The sequence below is a fragment of the Filimonas lacunae genome (assembly GCF_002355595.1).
Lineage (GTDB): Bacteria > Bacteroidota > Bacteroidia > Chitinophagales > Chitinophagaceae > Filimonas > Filimonas lacunae.
Window position 1 is genome coordinate 7,159,096 of record NZ_AP017422.1, and the last position, 16,726, is coordinate 7,175,821.

Here is a 16,726-nt window from a genome sequence, read left to right on the forward strand (position 1 = left end):
AAAGAGATGTTATGAGGAGGATGGTGTTTGCCCGATGGCTGCTAAGTTTACTTACAACAATCATAATAACCCTGCCCGGAAACGGGCAGGATTATACGTTTTCGCAGTTTAACGAACTGCCTATGTTGCGCAACCCGGCGCTGGCAGGGGTGTTCAATGGCGATTTACGTATCAGCGGCGCCTGGCGTAACCAGTGGCAAAGCGTAACTGTACCCTATCAAACCGGTGCTATGAGTGCCGAGGTGAAGTTTCCGATGAAAGATTGGAACGACTGGATAACAGTAGGCTTACAGGCTACTTATGATGTTGCGGGCGATATTAAACTAAAGCGCACTTCTATTTTACCCGTTATTAACTACCATAAATCGATAAGCGGTAATTCAGATGATTATTTGTCGTTAGCCTTTATGGGCGGCCCTGTGAACAGCCAGTTCGATCCTACCAAGCTTAAACTGGACGACCAATTCCAGGGTGGTACTTACGACCCCACCACACCTACGTCGCAGGTTTTTGACCGTACCGGTTTTAATTATTGGGATGCCTCTACCGGTTTAACGTATAGTAGCGGTTTTGCCGAAAAAGGACGTTATTATTTAGGTGTAGGTTTGTTTCACCTGAACAGGCCTAAGGTGGCGTTTTACACACAAAACTCTAACGTTTACCTGGAAAGGAAGTTTGGTTTTAATGCTGGTGCTACTATTCCTACTTCTGATTTTAACCGCGTGGTTTTATATGGCGATTATTTCATGCAAGGGGGTAACCGCCAGTTTCTAGGGGGTATTTTGTATGGAAATGACCTTATACAGAACTATGATGATGAAAACGTATTCAGCCTGTATTTTGGGGGTTATTATCGCTGGAACGATGCGTTGATTCCGGTTATTAAAATGGAAATGTTCGACTGGTCGGTAGGTTTAAGCTACGATGTAAACGTATCTAAGCTAAAAACCGCCAGTAATATGAAAGGCGGCTTTGAATTAACCGCCACGTATAAATGTAAGTTTACGCACCGCTCGGAAGAAGCGAACAGCGTTCGATGCGTTTGGTTTTAATCTGCCATCACCCAGGGCTCCAGGTTAAAAAAGCCTGAATAGTCGAAAAGATTCCAGAAATCGATAGGGGTGCAATCGTATATCTGTAGCAACTGATTCAAACGGCACATGCGGAAATCGCATTTGCCGTTTTCCATTTTACTGATTAATTCTTTGCTGGTTCCGGCCTTCATGGCCACGTAAGCCTGCTTTAAACCTTTCTCTATCCTCACCTTGCGCAGGGCTGCGCCCACATTTTGCCTGGTATACGTTGGTTTGGGCATGTTAAGCAATCGTTAGTTTTTTTCAAAAGATGAATGAGATTCCATCGAATATATATCGAATTTATGTATATCCACTGATTTTTAAGGAGATTTGCCCCGAAAACGGGGTAGCTGCTTATGTAAATACCTTTGCCTCTTCGCTTGTTTGCCATTAATTTTAGGTGAAAAATTCCTAATATCCCGTTTTCATTTTATCTGCCGGTTACTTTTTGTACCTTTGCGCCCAAATTAGGTTGAATGGGGGTTCCTTTCAACTATAAAACCATTCAACATTTGTATTTTATGGATATAAGAAACATCGCCATTATTGCTCACGTTGACCACGGCAAAACTACGCTGGTTGACCGTATTCTGCACACCACGAAAGTATTTCGTGACAACCAGGACACCGGTGAACTGATCATGGACAATAATGACCTTGAAAGAGAACGTGGTATTACCATATTCAGTAAAAACGCAGCCGTTACCCATAACGGTGTTAAAATAAACGTTATTGACACTCCCGGTCACGCCGACTTTGGTGGTGAAGTGGAGCGCGTATTGAAAATGGCAGACGGTGTAATTCTGCTGGTGGATGCGTTTGAAGGCCCTATGCCTCAAACCCGTTTCGTGCTGCAGAAAGCTTTACAGCTGAACCTGAAGCCTATAGTAGTAATTAACAAGGTAGATAAGCCAAACTGCCGTCCTGACGAAGTACATGACGCTGTGTTTGAACTGTTCTTTAACCTGGATGCTACCGAAGAGCAGCTGAACTTCCCTACCTTCTACGGTAGCGGTAAAAACGGCTGGTTCAACGATACATTAGAGCAGCGTGAAGATATCATTCCTTTAATGGATGGCATCTTAAAGTACGTACCAGCTCCTAAAATCAACGAAGGTCCGCTGCAAATGCAGATCACTTCCCTGGATTACTCTTCGTTCCTGGGCCGTATTGCCATTGGTAAAGTAACCCGTGGTACTATTAAAGAAAACCAGCCTATTGCTTTAATGCAGACCGATGGTACTGTTAAAAAGCAAAAGGTTCGTGAATTATATGTATTTGAAGGCATGGGCAAAAGAAAGGTAACTGAAGTAGTTGCCGGTGATCTTTGCGCTGTGGTAGGTTTAGAAGACTTCAACATTGGTGATACCATCTCCGATTCAGAAGTTCAGGAAGCGCTGCCAATTATCAGCGTGGATGAGCCAACCATGAACATGACTTTCAGCATCAACAACTCTCCTTTCTTCGGCCGTGATGGTAAGTTTGTTACCAGCCGTCACCTGCGTGACCGTCTGATGAAAGAAACAGAGAAAAACCTGGCTTTACGTGTGGTTGATACTGACAACGGTGATACCTTCCTGGTATATGGTCGTGGTATCCTGCACCTGGGTGTATTGATTGAAACGATGCGTCGTGAAGGTTATGAATTAACTGTAGGTCAGCCCCAGGTAATTGTTAAAACCATCGACGGCAAAAAGTCTGAACCATACGAGAACCTGGTAGTAGACGTTCCACAGGAATTTGCCAGCAAGGTAATTGACCTGGTTACCCGTCGTAAAGGTGAAATGCACGTAATGGAAACCAAAGGTGATATGCAACACCTGGAGTTTGAAATTCCTTCACGTGGTTTAATCGGTTTGCGTACGCAGATGTTGACTGCTACCACCGGTGAAGCTGTAATGGCACACCGCTTTAGCGAATATAAGCCCTGGAAAGGTACTATCCCTGGCCGTAACAACGGTGTATTACTGGCTAAACAAACAGGTAACACAACCGGTTACTCTATTGATAAATTACAGGACAGAGGTACTTTCTTTGTTGATCCGGGAGAGGAAGTATACGCTGGTCAGATCATTGCCGAGCACATTAAGCCAGGAGATCTGGTAGTAAACGCTATTGAAGGTAAAAAGCTTACCAACATGCGCGCCAGCGGTAGTGATGCAGCTACCAACATTGCTCCTAAAACTTTAATGACACTGGAAGAGTGTATGGAGTATATCCAGAGTGATGAGTGTATTGAAGTTACGCCTAACAACATCCGTATGCGTAAAACCGTACTGGACGAAGAAGAGCGTAAAAAAGCATCACGTTCTCTGAAATCTGAAGAAGCATAATTTACAACAGGCAGCAATGCTTATGTAATATATAAAAGCGGGCAGGGTGTTAAACTCCTGTCCGCTTTTCTTTTATCTTTGTAAAAACATTGGTTTTATGAAAAGAGGCATTGTTTTTTTAGTGGTGGCGTTGACATTAGTGTTGCCTTTGGCCTTACAGGCACAATGTTCTATTTGTACTAAAACTGCTATGCAGTTAGGGGAAGGCCCTGCCAAGGGGTTGAATGGTGGTATTTTATACCTGATGAGTGCGCCACTGGCTATTATGGGCGTTATTGGTTTCCGTTGGTGGAAGCGTGAAAAACAGGTTAGTCAGTAATATATTGCTGCACAAAGCGGTACAGGTTAAACTCCCTGTTGTTACTGTCTTTTTCCCGGGCATCTTTCAGTTGTACCTTGCTTATGTCCCGCATGCGTTGTTTTCCTATTAATGTATAGGCTCTCTCGGCCAGCAGGGCGTTTTTGTAGAAACTGCCGTTTACCTGTTGCTGGTGTTGGTCAATGGCTTTTGCCAGGTTGGCCGTCCCTTCCTTACTGGTGGCAATGGTTTTGATAACAGGAATGTTCTGATTATGGTGTTTTTCGTAAAACTGTAAGGCGGCTACCAGGTTGCGGGTAAACAGGTCTGCTCCCGGGCGGGCGGCTTTATTTACCACAAACACATTGGCTATTTCCATTAAGCCTGCTTTCATGGTTTGAATGTCATCTCCTCCTTCCAGTGTAATAACCAGGCAGCTCATTTTAAACCAGTGTAATTAACCGCGACAGGCTTCTGATGTGCCTTGTTGAATGGAATGTACTAATGGCTGTAATGCGCTCATAATGCTATTTTATGCCTGTGCTTTTTTGCCCATACGGTTACTGGCAAAATCGGCTTTGGCTTCCTGTATGTATTGTTTCAGCTGACGGCTGTTGCGGCCATACAGCATATTGGTTTTTACATAATCTGTTACAAAAGCGCGAATACGTGCAGCATAACCCGGGTTAATGCCGGCAAATTTTTGCTCTATATACAGCATGTTCCTGTACATATAGTAACAGCGCAACGGTGTATGAATTTGCTTGCGCTTTTTAACCAGGTACAGGGTTTTGATAGAGGCCCTGTTTACCATAGTGCCTATGTGATGTACTACATGAATATTGTTGAATTGAATGATAGCGTAATGCTGTGCTGCTGCGCGCAGGCAATAGTCATAATCTACCAGGTCAATAAACAGGTTTTCGTCAAACCGGCCTATTACAGGCAACAGTGCTAGGTTAATGAGTGAGGCGGAGGTGATAATTACCTCTACCGGCTGTGGTGCACAGGTGGGCTCCGATGCTTTAGGTTCCCTGCCATAGGCAGTGCCAAACACCGCTACCTGTTCTTTACCGGCGTAGTTTTGAAAGCAGTTCATGTAGTATGTAATGCTTTCCTGCGAAAAAAAGGTGTCCTGGTCCATCGTCAACAACCATTCAAAACCTTCGGCACGCGCAGTTTCCGCAGCCATATTAATTCTTTTGGCAATACCTTCATTACTACCATCGTTGATGTAACGTGCTTTGGCGGGTAACTCAGATACGTTAAAGGTAGGCGTGCGAGAACCTGTATTGTCGTATACATACAATACATCTACATATGGCTCAAATGACTGGATATTAGGAATTACCTGTGCATCAGGTTTATACAATATTACAACGGCTGCTACTTTCACTATTTACTGGATTGTTTCAAAAATATTTACTTTTTGAATAAAACAATTTAAGGGCGGCAGTTATTTTAACTATTGAACCGGGCTGTAATGCCCACTTAACCGTACCTTTACTAATTATTGTTGGCTATGTATTATATAGTTTTTGGTATTTTATATCTTTTTTCGCTGTTACCATTCCGGGTCCTTTACCTCTTTAGTGACTTTGCTGCGTTCTTATTATACTATGTAATCCGGTACAGGCGCGATGTGGTGATGGAAAACCTGCGCACCGCTTTTCCGGAAAAATCAGCGGAAGAGCTTACCCGCATTTCTAAAAAATTCTATAGAAATTTCACAGATAATTTTATTGAAGCAATTAAGCTGTTTTCTATATCTGCTAAAGAAGTAGACAAGCGGTTTAAGGTCGATTACAGCGCTTTGCATGAAGCGTTTAAAACCGGCCAGAAAGCGCAGATACACCTGGCGCATTTTTTTAACTGGGAGGTGGCAAATATCGCCTTTAGCATTCACAACCCTTTTCAGCAACTGGTGGTGTACATGCCTATTAAAAACCAGGTAATGGAAAGGTTGTTCCGGCATTTACGTATGCGCTTTGGCGGCGGCTTAATTGCAGCTACCAATTATCGTAAAGAGATATTGCCTTATTTGCGTAAGCAACATTGTTTAATACTGGTAGCTGACCAAAGCGCAGGTGCGGCAGACCATAGCTACTGGCTGCCTTTTTTTGGAAAGATGACGCCTTTTGTTACCGGTCCGGAAAAAGGATCACGCTTAAGCAATGCTGCGGTATTGATGGGCAGTATACAGAAAGTAAAACGTGGTTATTACCAGGCTTCTATTAAGTTATATACTACCACGCCAAAGGAGTTGCCGGATGGTGAAATAACAAAAGCGCTGGCACATTATATTGAAGACCGTATTCGCGAACAGCCCGAAAACTATTTGTGGAGTCACCGCAGATGGAAGAAGGTTTACGACGAGCAAAGACATGGGCACCTGGTTATATAACAGGTGCTTTTTTTATGCTTACAGGCTTAGGCACTTCCTTTCTCGCCCCGGCTGAGTTTTCTTATTTCTACAAAACGGCTAAGGCCACTTTTATTGGTAAATTGAAACAGTGCATGCTGGTGTTTGAGTAAAAAGCGGAATAAAGGCCATACAAAGCGGCCTTCTGCTTTTTTCGCAAACAGGCTTACCAGGTTGCTGTAAAAATCAGTATAGGTGTTGCGGGTTTGTTCTACTGCCGCAATAGCCTTCATCCAGTTCAGTTGCTTTTGAAAATCGCGGAAGCGTTTATCTGCCTTACGGGAAGCTACGTTTTTAGGCATAATGGTTTGAGTAACCGTTTTGCTATGTTGCCTGTATAAAGTTAATGGCTCGTTTACATAGGCAATGCCGCTGTTGGCTGCCGCCACTACTGCCAGCCATATATCGTGTGGTATAGGCGTAGGGATGGGAAACGCTTTTTGCAGCAGCTGTTTATTTACCAGCATAGCATGCCCCCACACCACATTGCTGAATACAAAGCCACGGGTATCGCTACCGCTGTACATGCGGTACATATGCGATAACTGTTTGTTCATACTTTGCGCCTGTTCGTTCACCAGCAAGCTGTCGGAGTAACTCAGCAACACGCCTGTTTGTACTATTTGTTGTACCAGCTTCTCCACTTTTTCGGGCAACCATATATCGTCCTGATCGCAAAAGGCCAGGTAATCGCCTTTTGCCTGTAGCGCAGCCTGTTCAAAATTTTTGGTATATCCTTTATTAGTATCGTTATATATCAGTTGCACCCTGCTGTCGCCTGCAAAAGTGTTGAGTATTGCGCGGGTGTTATCGGTAGAAGCATCATCGGCTATAATAATCTCCAGCGGTGCATAGGTTTGTTGTAACAGGGACTGTATTTGCGCTGCAACAAAATCGGCACCGTTGTAAGTACATACTATAATAGACACCAGGGGCTGCATGTTAGATATTATTTTTTATTGAGTAATTGCTGGTATAACTGCCAGTATTGGTCGGCCGCATTTTTCCATTGAAACAACTGTGATCTTTCGAACAGTTGCTGCGCATGCTGTTCTGCATTAGCAGCATGGGCCTCAATAGTGTGGAGTGCCAGAGCCGACATGTCGGCTGCTTCGTACGAATGAAAATAAGAAGCCAGATCGCCACCTATTTCCGGAACAGAAGTGTAGGTAGATAGTAGCAATGGTTTACCAAAGTGCATGGCTTCTATAATAGGCAATCCAAAACCTTCTGCCAGGGAAGGCAGTGTAAAGGCTGCACAGTTTTGCAGGTACCAGTACTTTTCACTTTCAGTTACGGCGCCGGGTAAAAACACACGGTCACCTACACCATACTGTGCTGCTTCGTCCAGTATTTTCTGACGATATTCGGGGCTTTGGTTAATGCCTGCTATCACCAACGATAACTGGTTGTTTACCAGCATGCGGGGCAGTACGTGAAAGTTCTTTTTAGCAGCAATGGTGCCTATGGTAAAAATGAATGGCGTATGGGGTACAGTAGCCGGTTTTTCGGCTACTACTTCGGTATTGATGTTGCAGCCGTTATAAATAACATGCACCTCTTTCTGCTTCAATTGTATATGTGTTTCCAGCTCTTTTTTGGTGAACTGCGAAATAGCTACCACCGCATCGGCCCTGTCAATTTTACGTTGCACGGCTTTGAGGTATTTCTGCTCTTTGGCGGGGCTTTTACCTTCGTGTAAAAAGTTGAGATCGTGCACGGTAAGCACAATTTTAGCCTTACTGCCAGCAGGAAAATAATTGGTTCCCTGGAAAGTGCTGTGCCAGATAGCATACTGATTGGCAAATGGAAGCCAGAATTTATGCAGGGAATGCTGTAAACGGTAGGGCGTGTTGGTGCCAAACAGGTTTACTGCACCGGGTGGAACATAAAATGCCGGAGTGGCGGCATTGGCTGGTTGCTGTTGCAGCAGGGTCTTGCCCAGGTGCAAACAAAAGTGATACAATCCGGTATGAGGATATTTCATCCGTTCTGCATCTATGATAATATTATCTGGCATCGTACTGGTTAAGAGTCAATGGTTTTAAACGGCTCAAAGAACCGAAATCTTTTGTAATAAATAATAAATGATAGCTTCGTAGCTGGTTTCTGTGATAATTGATGATAACGCCATGACCAATTTTGTAAGAATATTTCCTTTGGGCATAGTAGTGTTTCCGGGGGAAAGCCTGAATTTGCACATTTTTGAAGAGCAGTATAAGCAACTGGTACACGAATGTTATACCGAGGGTAAGCCTTTTGGCATACCTACGGTGCTAAACAATGAAATGCTGGAAATGGGTACCCTGGTAAATATTACCGAGGTTACCAAAGTGTATGAAGATGGACGGATGGATATTAAAACCCGTGGTGAAAGTGTGTTTAGAATACTAGAGGTAGTACAAAGGGTGCCGGATAAACTATACAGCGGTGCTATTGTTAACCATCCAGATAATGATATTACGCAAAACAAGTACCGGATGGCCAAGATAATGGAGTCGGTACACCACCTGCATAACCTGTTGCATGTATCGAAAGATTTTAACAAGCCTGATAAAGAGCTGTTGAGTTACGATATTGCACATCATACCGGCTTATCGCTAGAGGAAGAGTACGAATTTTTGCAGTTGCTGAGCGAGGATCAGCGGCTGGAATATATTAAAAGGCACCTGGCAAAAGTGATTCCTATTGTGGGTGGGATGGAAAACCTGAAAACAAGAATTCAATTAAATGGCCACTTTAAAGAATTGAAGGGCTTTAATCTGGATTTGTAAAGCAGTTATTTGTATATGGAAACAACGTTATGCTTCGATTTTGGCAATACACGGCTTAAATGTGCCATTTTTGAAGGAGAACAACTGAAAGACCTGGTGGTACTGGCTGATGGAACTGTAGCCACCATTGAAGGGCTGATACAGCAATATAAACCCACGTTAAGCATCCTGGCTTCTGTTATCCACCACGACGAAGCTATTGAGGGCGTGCTGGCAGCACATACCCGCTTTCATAAATTAACTTATTCCAGCAAAATACCGGTGAATTCGCCGGTAGGCAAGCCGGAAACTATCGGGGCCGACAGGCTGGCGCTGGTAGTAGGTGCTGTGCACATGTTCCCCAACCAGCACAACCTGGTAATAGGGCTGGGCAGCTGCATCACGTTTAACTTTGTAAATAAGTTCAGCGAATTTTTGGGTGGCAGCATATCGCCTGGTCTGGAAATGCGTTTCAGGGCCATGCACGAGTTTACGGCTAAACTGCCACTGGTAAAGCCCGACTGGAATTTTCCGTTGATAGGTTACGACACCCGTACCAACATGCTGAGTGGCGTAATTCTGGGGATGAGCAAGGAAATTGACGGAATGATTGATCTGTATAAAGAGAAGTACACAGACTTTAACGTATTGCTAACCGGTGGTGATATGAATTTTTTCCTGCCTCACCTGAAAAACAATATTCTTGCAGAGCCTTACCTGCTATACAAAGGATTGTATGCAATAAGCCAACATAATGCTGAATTAGTATGAGCCGTTTAATACACAAACCCTTACTTCCTGTGCTGCTGGCTATGGCGGTGCTTGTTGGTTGCGAAAACAACCTGCAGGAGGTACGCGCATTGGGCCAGAAAAAAACAGGTGTGGAAGAAGGTAAGCAAATTGAGAGCTATTTAAGCCAGGACAGTAAAACCAAGGCCCGGCTGAAAGCGCCCATTATGCTGCGGTATTTAACTGATACTACCCGCATTGTTTTCCCCAATACGCTGCATGTAGACTTTTTTACAGATAGCCTGAAGGTGGAAAGTATTTTGTTTGCTAAATATGGCACCTATCTGGAAAGAGACAGAAAGGTGTTGCTGAAAGACAGTGTGATTGTAATTAACATACTGAAACACGACACCCTGCGCACAGAAGAATTATGGTGGGATCAGAACCGCCAGAAATTTTATACTGATAAGCCAGTAAGCATTCTGCAGCCAGAGCAAAGACTCTTTGGCCAGTTTGGTATGGAGGCTGATCAAAATTTTAAAGACTGGACTTTATTTCAGGCTTCGGGCCGCCTGAAGGTGGAAGATTCCACCCTGGCAGGGCCTTAATTTTCCGTAGTTTATCGTTATTTTCGGGATATGTCGAACATGCAAACGTTATTATGCCTGTTGGGTTCGCTGGTGCTGGCCGGATTTTTTACTGGTATAGAACTCGCATTTAACAGCGCCAACCGGCTGAACATTGAGCTAAAGAAAAAGCAGGGACACCGCAGCGGTATTATTTTATCGCGCTTTATGGATAATCCGGCCACCTTCATCAGCACCTGCCTGATCGGTTATATTATTTGCCTGGTTTTATATGGTATCTTATTCAGTATATGGGTAAGCAGCAGTGTATGGTACCTGCTGCATGTGCATATTAACAACCCATGGGTAAAGTTGCTGGTGAACTCATTGCTGGCCACATTGCTGGCATTGGTGGTGAGCGAATTTTTGCCCAGGGCAGTGTTCAGAAGAAGAAATGATTCGGTGCTTATTTTCTTTGCCCCGGTAGCCAACCTTTTTTACAACCTGTTTCATCCGCTGGCAACCTTCCTGGTAGCCACTTCCAGCTGGGTACTGGAAAACATTTTTAACATCCGTGTAAAAGAAAAATCAGAAGCCTTTGCTAAAGTAGACCTGGAGAATTTTTTGCAGCAAAGCCGCGAGGTAGATGATGATAATGTAGAAAGCACTACCGATTTAATAGAAAACGCTTTATCCCTGCCTTCGGTTAAAATTCGCCAGTGCCTGGTGCCACGTACCGAAATAGATGGTATTGACATGAGCGCTACCATTGAAGAAGTGAGACAGCATTTTATAGAAACCAAGCTGAGCAAAATGGTCGTATATCAGGATAATATTGACAATATTATGGGGTATATACACCAGCTTGACCTGTTTAAAAAGCCGAAAGACATACAGGCGGTATTACTACCCATACCTGTGGTGCCGGAAAGCATGAGCGCGCCAGACCTCATCAGTAAATTTTCCAAAGAAAGAAAAACGATAGCCTGGGTGGTAGATGAATTTGGAGGTACGGCAGGCATTGTTACCATGGAAGATGTGCTGGAAAAACTGTTCGGCGATATTAAAGACGAATACGATACGGAAGAAACCGACGAACAGCAGCTTTCTGAGCATGAATATGAATTATCGGGCCGGTTAACGTTAGACCACCTGGCCGAGAAATATGACCTCAGTTTTCCTGAAAACGATTCGGAAACCTTATCGGGCTACATTATCAATGCACATAAAGGCATTCCTACCCGCAACGAACGCATTATTTTAGATCATTACGAATTTGAAATTAAGGAAGTCAGCGATACGCGTATTGAAACGGTGAAGATGAAAGTATTACGTTAACTTCGCCATCCTTAACTTCTATTAGACTATTACATGGCAAGTTTATTTACCAGAGGAGGCGATGATAGTAAAGCGGAAATGTCTTTTGTTGATCACCTGGAAGCATTAAGGTGGCACATTATACGTTGTGTGATCGTTATTTTAGTACTGGCCGTTATCATATTTCTGAACATCAAATGGGTGTTTGACAATGTGATAGCTGGTCCTATTAATCCTAGTTTCTGGAGCTATACTGCTTTTTGCGAGTTTAGTCACTGGGCGCATCTGGGCGAAGCATTGTGTTTGCCCCCGGTAAAGGTGGAAATGCAAACCACCACGTTTGGCGGCCAGTTTTTAAGCAGTTTTACCATTGCCTTTGTAGGTGGTTTTCTGTTGTCGTTCCCTTACATCTTCTGGGAGTTCTGGCGTTTTGTAAGGCCGGCTTTAAAAGAAAAGGAGTTGAAAAATACCCGCTTTGCTATTTTCTGGGTTTCGTTCTTCTTTTTTACCGGTATAGCCTTTGGCTATTTTATCCTGGCGCCTTTTACCTTTAACTTTTTATCCAGTTTTGAAATCAGCGATATTAACCTGATGGTAGCGCGCCCTACATTGGCCGATTACCTGGATAACCTCACCAATATTTTAATAGGCTGTGGCCTGGCGTTTGAATTGCCGGTACTGGCCTTTGTGCTTACTAAAATTGGCCTGGTAACTCCCGCCTTTTTAAGGCGTACCCGTAAATATGCCATTATAGTAATTCTGGTAGTAGCCGCATTTATTACCCCAAGTCCTGATTGGGTAAGCCAGACATTGGTGTTCATTCCTCTTTTCACTTTATACGAATTGGGTGTATTAGTATCCAGCCGTGTGTATAAAGACGAGCAGAAAAAAGAGAAGGAAGAATGGAGCTAATGGCGTAATTTGAAATACTGTATTTAATTTTTTATACTTCTATAAATGAGTAACACGTTTGACTTGTCTAAGCCTGTAGCTATTGGTAGCGACCATGCTGGTTTTGAATACAAACAAGCCACCATTCAGTGGCTTACCGAAAAAGGAATAGCTGTAAAAGATATGGGAACCTATTCCACCAGCTCGGTGGATTACCCCGACTTTGCGCATCCGGTTTCTGCTGCGGTAGAAAATGGAGAAGCCGCTTTCGGTATTCTCTATTGCGGCTCGGCAAATGGAGTGGCTATCACTGCCAACAAGCACCAGGGCGTAAGAGCAGGTTTAGCGTGGGACAATGAAGTAGCCAAACTGATTCGTTTACATAACAACGCTAACATCATTTGCATGCCAGCACGCTTTATTGCATTGCCGCTGGCATTAGACCTGCTCACCACTTTTATGAACACGGCTTTTGAAGGTGGTCGCCATGCAGACAGGGTGAATAAAATAGCGTGCCATTAATAAAATCGATATCCATGCAAAAACTGTTTATGACGCTGGCGCTGCTGGGTACTATAGCAACAGGCAGTGTAGCCCAAAAAAGTAAACCCGCAGTAAAGATGTCCAAGGCAGTTACTGCCGCTGGCTTAAAAGAAAAACTCACCATTGTAGCCTCTGCCGAAATGGAAGGCCGTGAAACGGCTACTGCCGGACAGCGTAGAGCGGCTACTTATATTGAAGGTATTTTTAAACAGCTGGGCCTGCAGCCGGGTAATAAAGACAGCTTTCAGCAGTCGTTCCCGGTATACATTGACACACTCAGTGCCAGCTCTTTACTCATCAACAACACTCCCCTGGTTTTTGGTGAAGATTTTGCCATTGGCCTGCAAAGTGTAACGGATACCACTGTTTCTTTTAAAGAAATAGTATTGGCCGGATATGGCATTACCGATTCTATTTATGATGACTATAAAGACCTGGATGTAAAAGGCAAACTGGTGTTGATAGCAGAAGGCGAGCCTAAGCTGGAAAACGGCAATTACCTGCTTACCGGAACGGATAAGCATTCACGTAATGCCAACCAATATGTAAAGCTGGCCAATGCACGCAAGCATGGCGCCGCTTTGGTATTGTTTTACCAGCAAGCCATGTTAAAAGCGCCACAGGTAAAAAGTGGCATGTACAACAAGGCCAGAACAGCTAATAACATAGGAGCCAACCTTGTTACGGTAAATGCCAAAGTGCTGGAAACGATAGTAAAAGGATTTTCCACTGATATAGACGAGATGATCTCTACCGGTCATTCTTTATCCACCACCATTGCTACAGATGTGAAGGTTTCTTTGAAAAGAGAAGCGAAACTGTTATCGAGCACTAACGTAATTGGTATACTGCCCGGCACAGATAAAAAAGAGGAGTATGTTTTTGTTACGGGCCATTACGACCATTTAGGCGTAAGAGGCGATAAGATATTTTATGGTGCTGATGATGATGGTTCCGGAACCGTAACCGTATTGCAACTGGCAGAAGCCTTTGTGGCAGCCAAAGCAAAAGGCTATGCCCCCAGGCGTTCTATGGTGTTTATGACGGTATCGGGTGAAGAAAAAGGATTGTGGGGAAGTGAATTCTTTTCCGACCATCCTACCGTAAACCTGGATAGTGTAACTGTGGATTTGAACATTGATATGATCGGCCGTTTAGACCCTGCTTATAAAAACTCCGATTCCACCAAACATATTTATGTAGTGGGCGATGACAAGTTAAGTTCTGACTTAACGCCTATCACCGACAGCATTAATAAAAACTATGTGAAGCTGACGCTGGACAGGAAGTTTAACGATCCTAAAGATCCTAACCGTATCTACTACCGTTCGGACCACTACAACTTTGCCCGTAAAGGGGTGCCTATTATTTTCTACTTTGATGGTATTCATAATGATTATCATCAGCCTTCTGATACCGTGGATAAGATATTGTTTAACACAATGGAGAAGCGTGCCAGGTTAGTGTTTTTTACTGCCTGGGATATGGTAAACAGGGAGAATATGTTGAAAAGGGATATTCCGCTTAAGTAAAAACAACGTGGAAGAAAGAGCAGATATTTTCAATAATTATCAGGTAAGATGGGGCGTTATTTTTTACGCCCTTTATCTTTTTGTGTGCATGCTGATAAAAAACACTGACTGGTTTAATTCTTATACGCACCTGTTTTGGATGGAGTTGCTGCTGGCCGCCATTACCCTGGTTTTTGTGTGGATGAATCGTCATGCTTTGCAGCCTGCTTTACGTTTAGACGGGTTGCGCTGGTTCCCGGCTTTGCTGGTGATAGTGCTGGCTGTTGCTTTCTGGTTTGTTAGCCAATATATAATTGCACTGCTGCATGTAAAAGTGCGCAATGTAGGTGTGGATTATTACAGTCATATGAGCTCGTATTTTTCGCCCGAAGTGGTTATGGTATACTCTGTAGCATTAACACCCGCATTGTTTGAAGAACTGGCTTTCAGAGGTGTTTTATACCAGTATTTTTCAGCTGCTACCGATGAAGTGCGGGTAGTAGTGATTACGGCTGCCATCTTTGCTATTATGCACCTGAATTCTATTGCTTTGGTATGGTTGTTTCCGCTGGGCCTTTGGTTGGGTTACCTGCGAAAAAAACACCATACCGTGTGGTATGGTGTTCTATTTCATTTTACATTCAACTTTCTTATTTGCCTGCAGGCAATGTATCCTCACCAGCTTCTGCCATTCGCATTACCTCAATAGTTTCCTGTTTGGTTCTGCAACGTTCCATATCAGCCTGGTAGTCTTTAATCTTTTCGTTATTAAAGCTATGCACTACAGCTTTCTGGTAAAACTTAATGGCACTATCGTACCGGCCCTGCATCTCTTCTACCATTCCATAACGGTAGTGCACCCAGGCTTTATCTACCGTTACCACCTGTAAACATTTTTCCAGGTGCTTTTTCAGGTCGTTGATACGCTCCAGGTCAATGTACAAACTGGCCAGGTGAAAATACGGATGCGGATATAACGGGTCACAGCTCATGGCCGTTATAAAATGCCGCTCTGCTTTTTCATAATTATCAAACTGCGTTTTATACAACCAGCCGATAGAATTATGCGCCGGTGCGAATGCAGGTTCTTCATATATGATGGTTTCATGTTTTTGAAAAGCATCATGATAATTACTGTTCCTGATATCCGCTTCGGCATCCAGGTATATTTCTTCTACTTTGGTTGTCATAGTTACGTTTCCTCTCTGTGGTTTATAGTATTACCATCCCAGCAGGTAGGCAAATATCAGCGGCGCTACAATGGTAGCATCACTTTCTACAATGAACTTAGGCGTGTTGATATCCAGCTTGCCCCAGGTGATTTTTTCGTTAGGAACGGCACCGGAATAAGAACCGTAGGAAGTAGTAGAATCGCTGATCTGGCAGAAATAGCTCCAGAAAGGAACATCATGCCATTCCAGATCCTGGTACATCATAGGTACCACACAAATCGGGAAATCGCCGGCAATACCACCGCCAATCTGGAAAAAGCCTACACCTTTACCACCGCTGTTTTGTCTGTACCAATCGGCCAGCCAAACCATATATTCAATACCGTTTTTAACAGTGCTTGCTTTCAGTTGACCTTTAATTACGTAGCTGGCAAAGATGTTACCGGTGGTGCTGTCTTCCCATCCCGGAACTACAATGGGAATATTCTTTTCTGCAGCAGCTACAATCCAGCTGTCTTTAGGATCAATTTCATAATACTGTTTCAGCTCGCCGCTTAATACCACCTGGTATAAAAACTCGTGTGGGAAATAGCGCTCACCTTTTGCTTCTGCATCTTCCCATGCTTTTACCAGGTGCTTTTGCAAACGGCGGAAAGCTTCTTCTTCGGGGATACAGGTATCGGTAACGCGGTTGTAGTGATTTTCCAGTAAATCCCACTCATCCTGCGGAGTAAGATCACGGTAATTAGGAACGCGTTTATAACTTTTATGTGCTACCAGGTTCATTACATCTTCTTCCAGGTTGGCTCCCGTACAGCTGATGATCTGTATTTTATCCTGACGTATCATTTCGGCCAGTGAAATACCCAGTTCTGCTGTACTCATTGCGCCGGCAAGGGTTACCATCATTTTACCACCTTCGGCCAGGTGTGTTTCATACCCTTTGGCTGCGTCTACCAGCGCTGCACCGTTAAAGTGGCGGTAGTGGTGCTGTATAAACTGCGAAACAGGACCTTTACTCATCATTCAGAATTTTAGGGAGCAAAAGTAAGCCATTTGAGCTGTTTTACCCATCGATGTCTGTTAAACAACAGCGTTTGCAGCATATAACATTT

The 16,726-nt window shown here is 43.7% G+C and carries 19 protein-coding genes; 12 read left to right on the forward strand and 7 right to left on the reverse strand.

Annotated elements, in window-relative coordinates; genetic code table 11:
* The first annotated feature begins 11 nt into the window (after positions 1-11).
* Positions 12-1,052: a PorP/SprF family type IX secretion system membrane protein gene (locus FLA_RS28285; protein WP_076376677.1), complete on the forward strand. Its 1,041-nt coding sequence runs from the start codon at positions 12-14 to the stop codon at positions 1,050-1,052.
* On the opposite strand, the gene FLA_RS28290 is transcribed toward FLA_RS28285, so the two are convergent.
* Positions 1,049-1,315, reverse strand: coding sequence for a helix-turn-helix domain-containing protein (locus tag FLA_RS28290; protein WP_076376679.1), 267 nt, complete (start codon positions 1,313-1,315; stop codon positions 1,049-1,051). The genes FLA_RS28285 and FLA_RS28290 overlap by 4 nt on opposite strands.
* A gap of 282 nt (positions 1,316-1,597) precedes the next feature.
* Between FLA_RS28290 and typA the strand changes: the two genes are divergently transcribed.
* Both typA and FLA_RS28300 read left to right on the forward strand, forming a co-directional pair.
* Positions 1,598-3,409, forward strand: coding sequence for a translational GTPase TypA (gene typA, locus FLA_RS28295; RefSeq protein WP_076377394.1), 1,812 nt, complete (start codon positions 1,598-1,600; stop codon positions 3,407-3,409).
* Positions 3,410-3,506: 97 nt separating this feature from the next.
* Complete coding sequence (locus FLA_RS28300) at positions 3,507-3,728, forward strand: hypothetical protein (RefSeq protein WP_076376681.1); 222 nt, start codon at positions 3,507-3,509, stop codon at positions 3,726-3,728.
* On the opposite strand, the gene FLA_RS28305 is transcribed toward FLA_RS28300, so the two are convergent.
* Together FLA_RS28305 and FLA_RS28310 are read right to left on the reverse strand one after the other, a co-directional pair.
* Complete coding sequence (locus FLA_RS28305) at positions 3,718-4,149, reverse strand: P-loop NTPase family protein (protein ID WP_076376683.1); 432 nt, start codon at positions 4,147-4,149, stop codon at positions 3,718-3,720. The two genes, FLA_RS28300 and FLA_RS28305, sit on opposite strands and share 11 nt — an antisense overlap.
* 90 nt (positions 4,150-4,239) lie before the next feature.
* Positions 4,240-5,103 (reverse strand): glycosyltransferase family protein, encoded by an 864-nt coding sequence (locus FLA_RS28310; protein ID WP_076376685.1) that lies wholly within the window; start codon positions 5,101-5,103, stop codon positions 4,240-4,242.
* A 126-nt stretch (positions 5,104-5,229) separates the two neighbouring features.
* Here FLA_RS28310 and FLA_RS28315 point away from each other — a divergent pair, with 126 nt between their 5' ends.
* A complete protein-coding gene (locus FLA_RS28315; RefSeq protein ID WP_076376687.1) occupies positions 5,230-6,111 on the forward strand; it encodes a lysophospholipid acyltransferase family protein in 882 nt (293 codons plus the stop codon).
* Between the two features lie 26 nt (positions 6,112-6,137).
* Here the strand turns inward: FLA_RS28315 and FLA_RS28320 are convergent, their stop codons facing one another.
* Positions 6,138-7,070 carry a glycosyltransferase family 2 protein gene (locus FLA_RS28320; protein ID WP_076376689.1) on the reverse strand — a complete coding sequence of 311 codons (933 nt, stop codon included), beginning with the start codon at positions 7,068-7,070 and terminating at the stop codon, positions 6,138-6,140.
* Positions 7,071-7,078: 8 nt separating this feature from the next.
* Positions 7,079-8,149 (reverse strand): glycosyltransferase family 4 protein, encoded by a 1,071-nt coding sequence (locus FLA_RS28325; protein WP_084206053.1) that lies wholly within the window; start codon positions 8,147-8,149, stop codon positions 7,079-7,081.
* 91 nt (positions 8,150-8,240) lie between these two features.
* Here FLA_RS28325 and FLA_RS28330 point away from each other — a divergent pair, with 91 nt between their 5' ends.
* Genes FLA_RS28330 through FLA_RS28365 form a run of 8 tightly spaced genes read left to right on the forward strand, consistent with a single transcriptional unit; the run spans position 8,241 to position 15,148 of the window.
* Positions 8,241-8,903 carry an LON peptidase substrate-binding domain-containing protein gene (locus tag FLA_RS28330; protein WP_231940346.1) on the forward strand — a complete coding sequence of 221 codons (663 nt, stop codon included), beginning with the start codon at positions 8,241-8,243 and terminating at the stop codon, positions 8,901-8,903.
* Positions 8,904-8,918: 15 nt separating this feature from the next.
* On the forward strand, positions 8,919-9,653 hold the full coding sequence (locus tag FLA_RS28335) for a type III pantothenate kinase (RefSeq protein ID WP_076376693.1): 735 nt from the start codon (positions 8,919-8,921) through the stop codon (positions 9,651-9,653).
* Positions 9,650-10,219 carry an LPS export ABC transporter periplasmic protein LptC gene (lptC, locus tag FLA_RS28340; RefSeq protein ID WP_076376695.1) on the forward strand — a complete coding sequence of 190 codons (570 nt, stop codon included), beginning with the start codon at positions 9,650-9,652 and terminating at the stop codon, positions 10,217-10,219. The genes FLA_RS28335 and lptC overlap by 4 nt, the downstream gene beginning before the upstream one ends.
* A gap of 30 nt (positions 10,220-10,249) precedes the next feature.
* On the forward strand, positions 10,250-11,515 hold the full coding sequence (locus tag FLA_RS28345) for a hemolysin family protein (protein WP_084206054.1): 1,266 nt from the start codon (positions 10,250-10,252) through the stop codon (positions 11,513-11,515).
* Positions 11,516-11,548: 33 nt separating this feature from the next.
* On the forward strand, positions 11,549-12,406 hold the full coding sequence (tatC, locus tag FLA_RS28350; protein WP_076376699.1) for a twin-arginine translocase subunit TatC: 858 nt from the start codon (positions 11,549-11,551) through the stop codon (positions 12,404-12,406).
* A 45-nt stretch (positions 12,407-12,451) separates the two neighbouring features.
* Entirely contained in the window at positions 12,452-12,907 is a 456-nt protein-coding gene (rpiB, locus tag FLA_RS28355) for a ribose 5-phosphate isomerase B (protein ID WP_076376701.1), read from the forward strand.
* 14 nt (positions 12,908-12,921) lie between these two features.
* A complete protein-coding gene (locus FLA_RS28360; protein ID WP_076376703.1) occupies positions 12,922-14,460 on the forward strand; it encodes a M28 family peptidase in 1,539 nt (512 codons plus the stop codon).
* Positions 14,461-14,467: 7 nt separating this feature from the next.
* Complete coding sequence (locus tag FLA_RS28365; protein ID WP_076376705.1) at positions 14,468-15,148, forward strand: CPBP family intramembrane glutamic endopeptidase; 681 nt, start codon at positions 14,468-14,470, stop codon at positions 15,146-15,148.
* On the opposite strand, the gene FLA_RS28370 is transcribed toward FLA_RS28365, so the two are convergent.
* On the reverse strand, positions 15,090-15,629 hold the full coding sequence (locus tag FLA_RS28370; protein ID WP_076376707.1) for a tetratricopeptide repeat protein: 540 nt from the start codon (positions 15,627-15,629) through the stop codon (positions 15,090-15,092). The genes FLA_RS28365 and FLA_RS28370 overlap by 59 nt on opposite strands.
* Before the next feature lie 30 nt (positions 15,630-15,659).
* Complete coding sequence (locus FLA_RS28375; protein ID WP_231940347.1) at positions 15,660-16,637, reverse strand: deoxyhypusine synthase family protein; 978 nt, start codon at positions 16,635-16,637, stop codon at positions 15,660-15,662.
* Positions 16,638-16,726: the final 89 nt, after the last annotated feature.

Bases quoted from the DNA above. Each gene is read 5' to 3' on its own strand.
- FLA_RS28290 (WP_076376679.1), bottom strand. From the start codon at position 1,315: ATGCCCAAACCAACGTATACCAGGCAAAATGTGGGCGCAGCCCTGCGC.
- FLA_RS28370 (WP_076376707.1), bottom strand. From the start codon at position 15,629: ATGACAACCAAAGTAGAAGAAATATACCTGGATGCCGAAGCGGATATC.
- FLA_RS28305 (WP_076376683.1), bottom strand. From the start codon at position 4,149: ATGAGCTGCCTGGTTATTACACTGGAAGGAGGAGATGACATTCAAACC.
- lptC (WP_076376695.1), top strand. From the start codon at position 9,650: ATGAGCCGTTTAATACACAAACCCTTACTTCCTGTGCTGCTGGCTATG.
- FLA_RS28375 (WP_231940347.1), bottom strand. From the start codon at position 16,637: ATGATGAGTAAAGGTCCTGTTTCGCAGTTTATACAGCACCACTACCGC.
- tatC (WP_076376699.1), top strand. From the start codon at position 11,549: ATGGCAAGTTTATTTACCAGAGGAGGCGATGATAGTAAAGCGGAAATG.
- typA (WP_076377394.1), top strand. From the start codon at position 1,598: ATGGATATAAGAAACATCGCCATTATTGCTCACGTTGACCACGGCAAA.
- rpiB (WP_076376701.1), top strand. From the start codon at position 12,452: ATGAGTAACACGTTTGACTTGTCTAAGCCTGTAGCTATTGGTAGCGAC.
- FLA_RS28325 (WP_084206053.1), bottom strand. From the start codon at position 8,149: ATGCCAGATAATATTATCATAGATGCAGAACGGATGAAATATCCTCAT.
- FLA_RS28300 (WP_076376681.1), top strand. From the start codon at position 3,507: ATGAAAAGAGGCATTGTTTTTTTAGTGGTGGCGTTGACATTAGTGTTG.
- FLA_RS28335 (WP_076376693.1), top strand. From the start codon at position 8,919: ATGGAAACAACGTTATGCTTCGATTTTGGCAATACACGGCTTAAATGT.
- FLA_RS28320 (WP_076376689.1), bottom strand. From the start codon at position 7,070: ATGCAGCCCCTGGTGTCTATTATAGTATGTACTTACAACGGTGCCGAT.
- FLA_RS28285 (WP_076376677.1), top strand. From the start codon at position 12: ATGAGGAGGATGGTGTTTGCCCGATGGCTGCTAAGTTTACTTACAACA.
- FLA_RS28315 (WP_076376687.1), top strand. From the start codon at position 5,230: ATGTATTATATAGTTTTTGGTATTTTATATCTTTTTTCGCTGTTACCA.
- FLA_RS28345 (WP_084206054.1), top strand. From the start codon at position 10,250: ATGTCGAACATGCAAACGTTATTATGCCTGTTGGGTTCGCTGGTGCTG.
- FLA_RS28360 (WP_076376703.1), top strand. From the start codon at position 12,922: ATGCAAAAACTGTTTATGACGCTGGCGCTGCTGGGTACTATAGCAACA.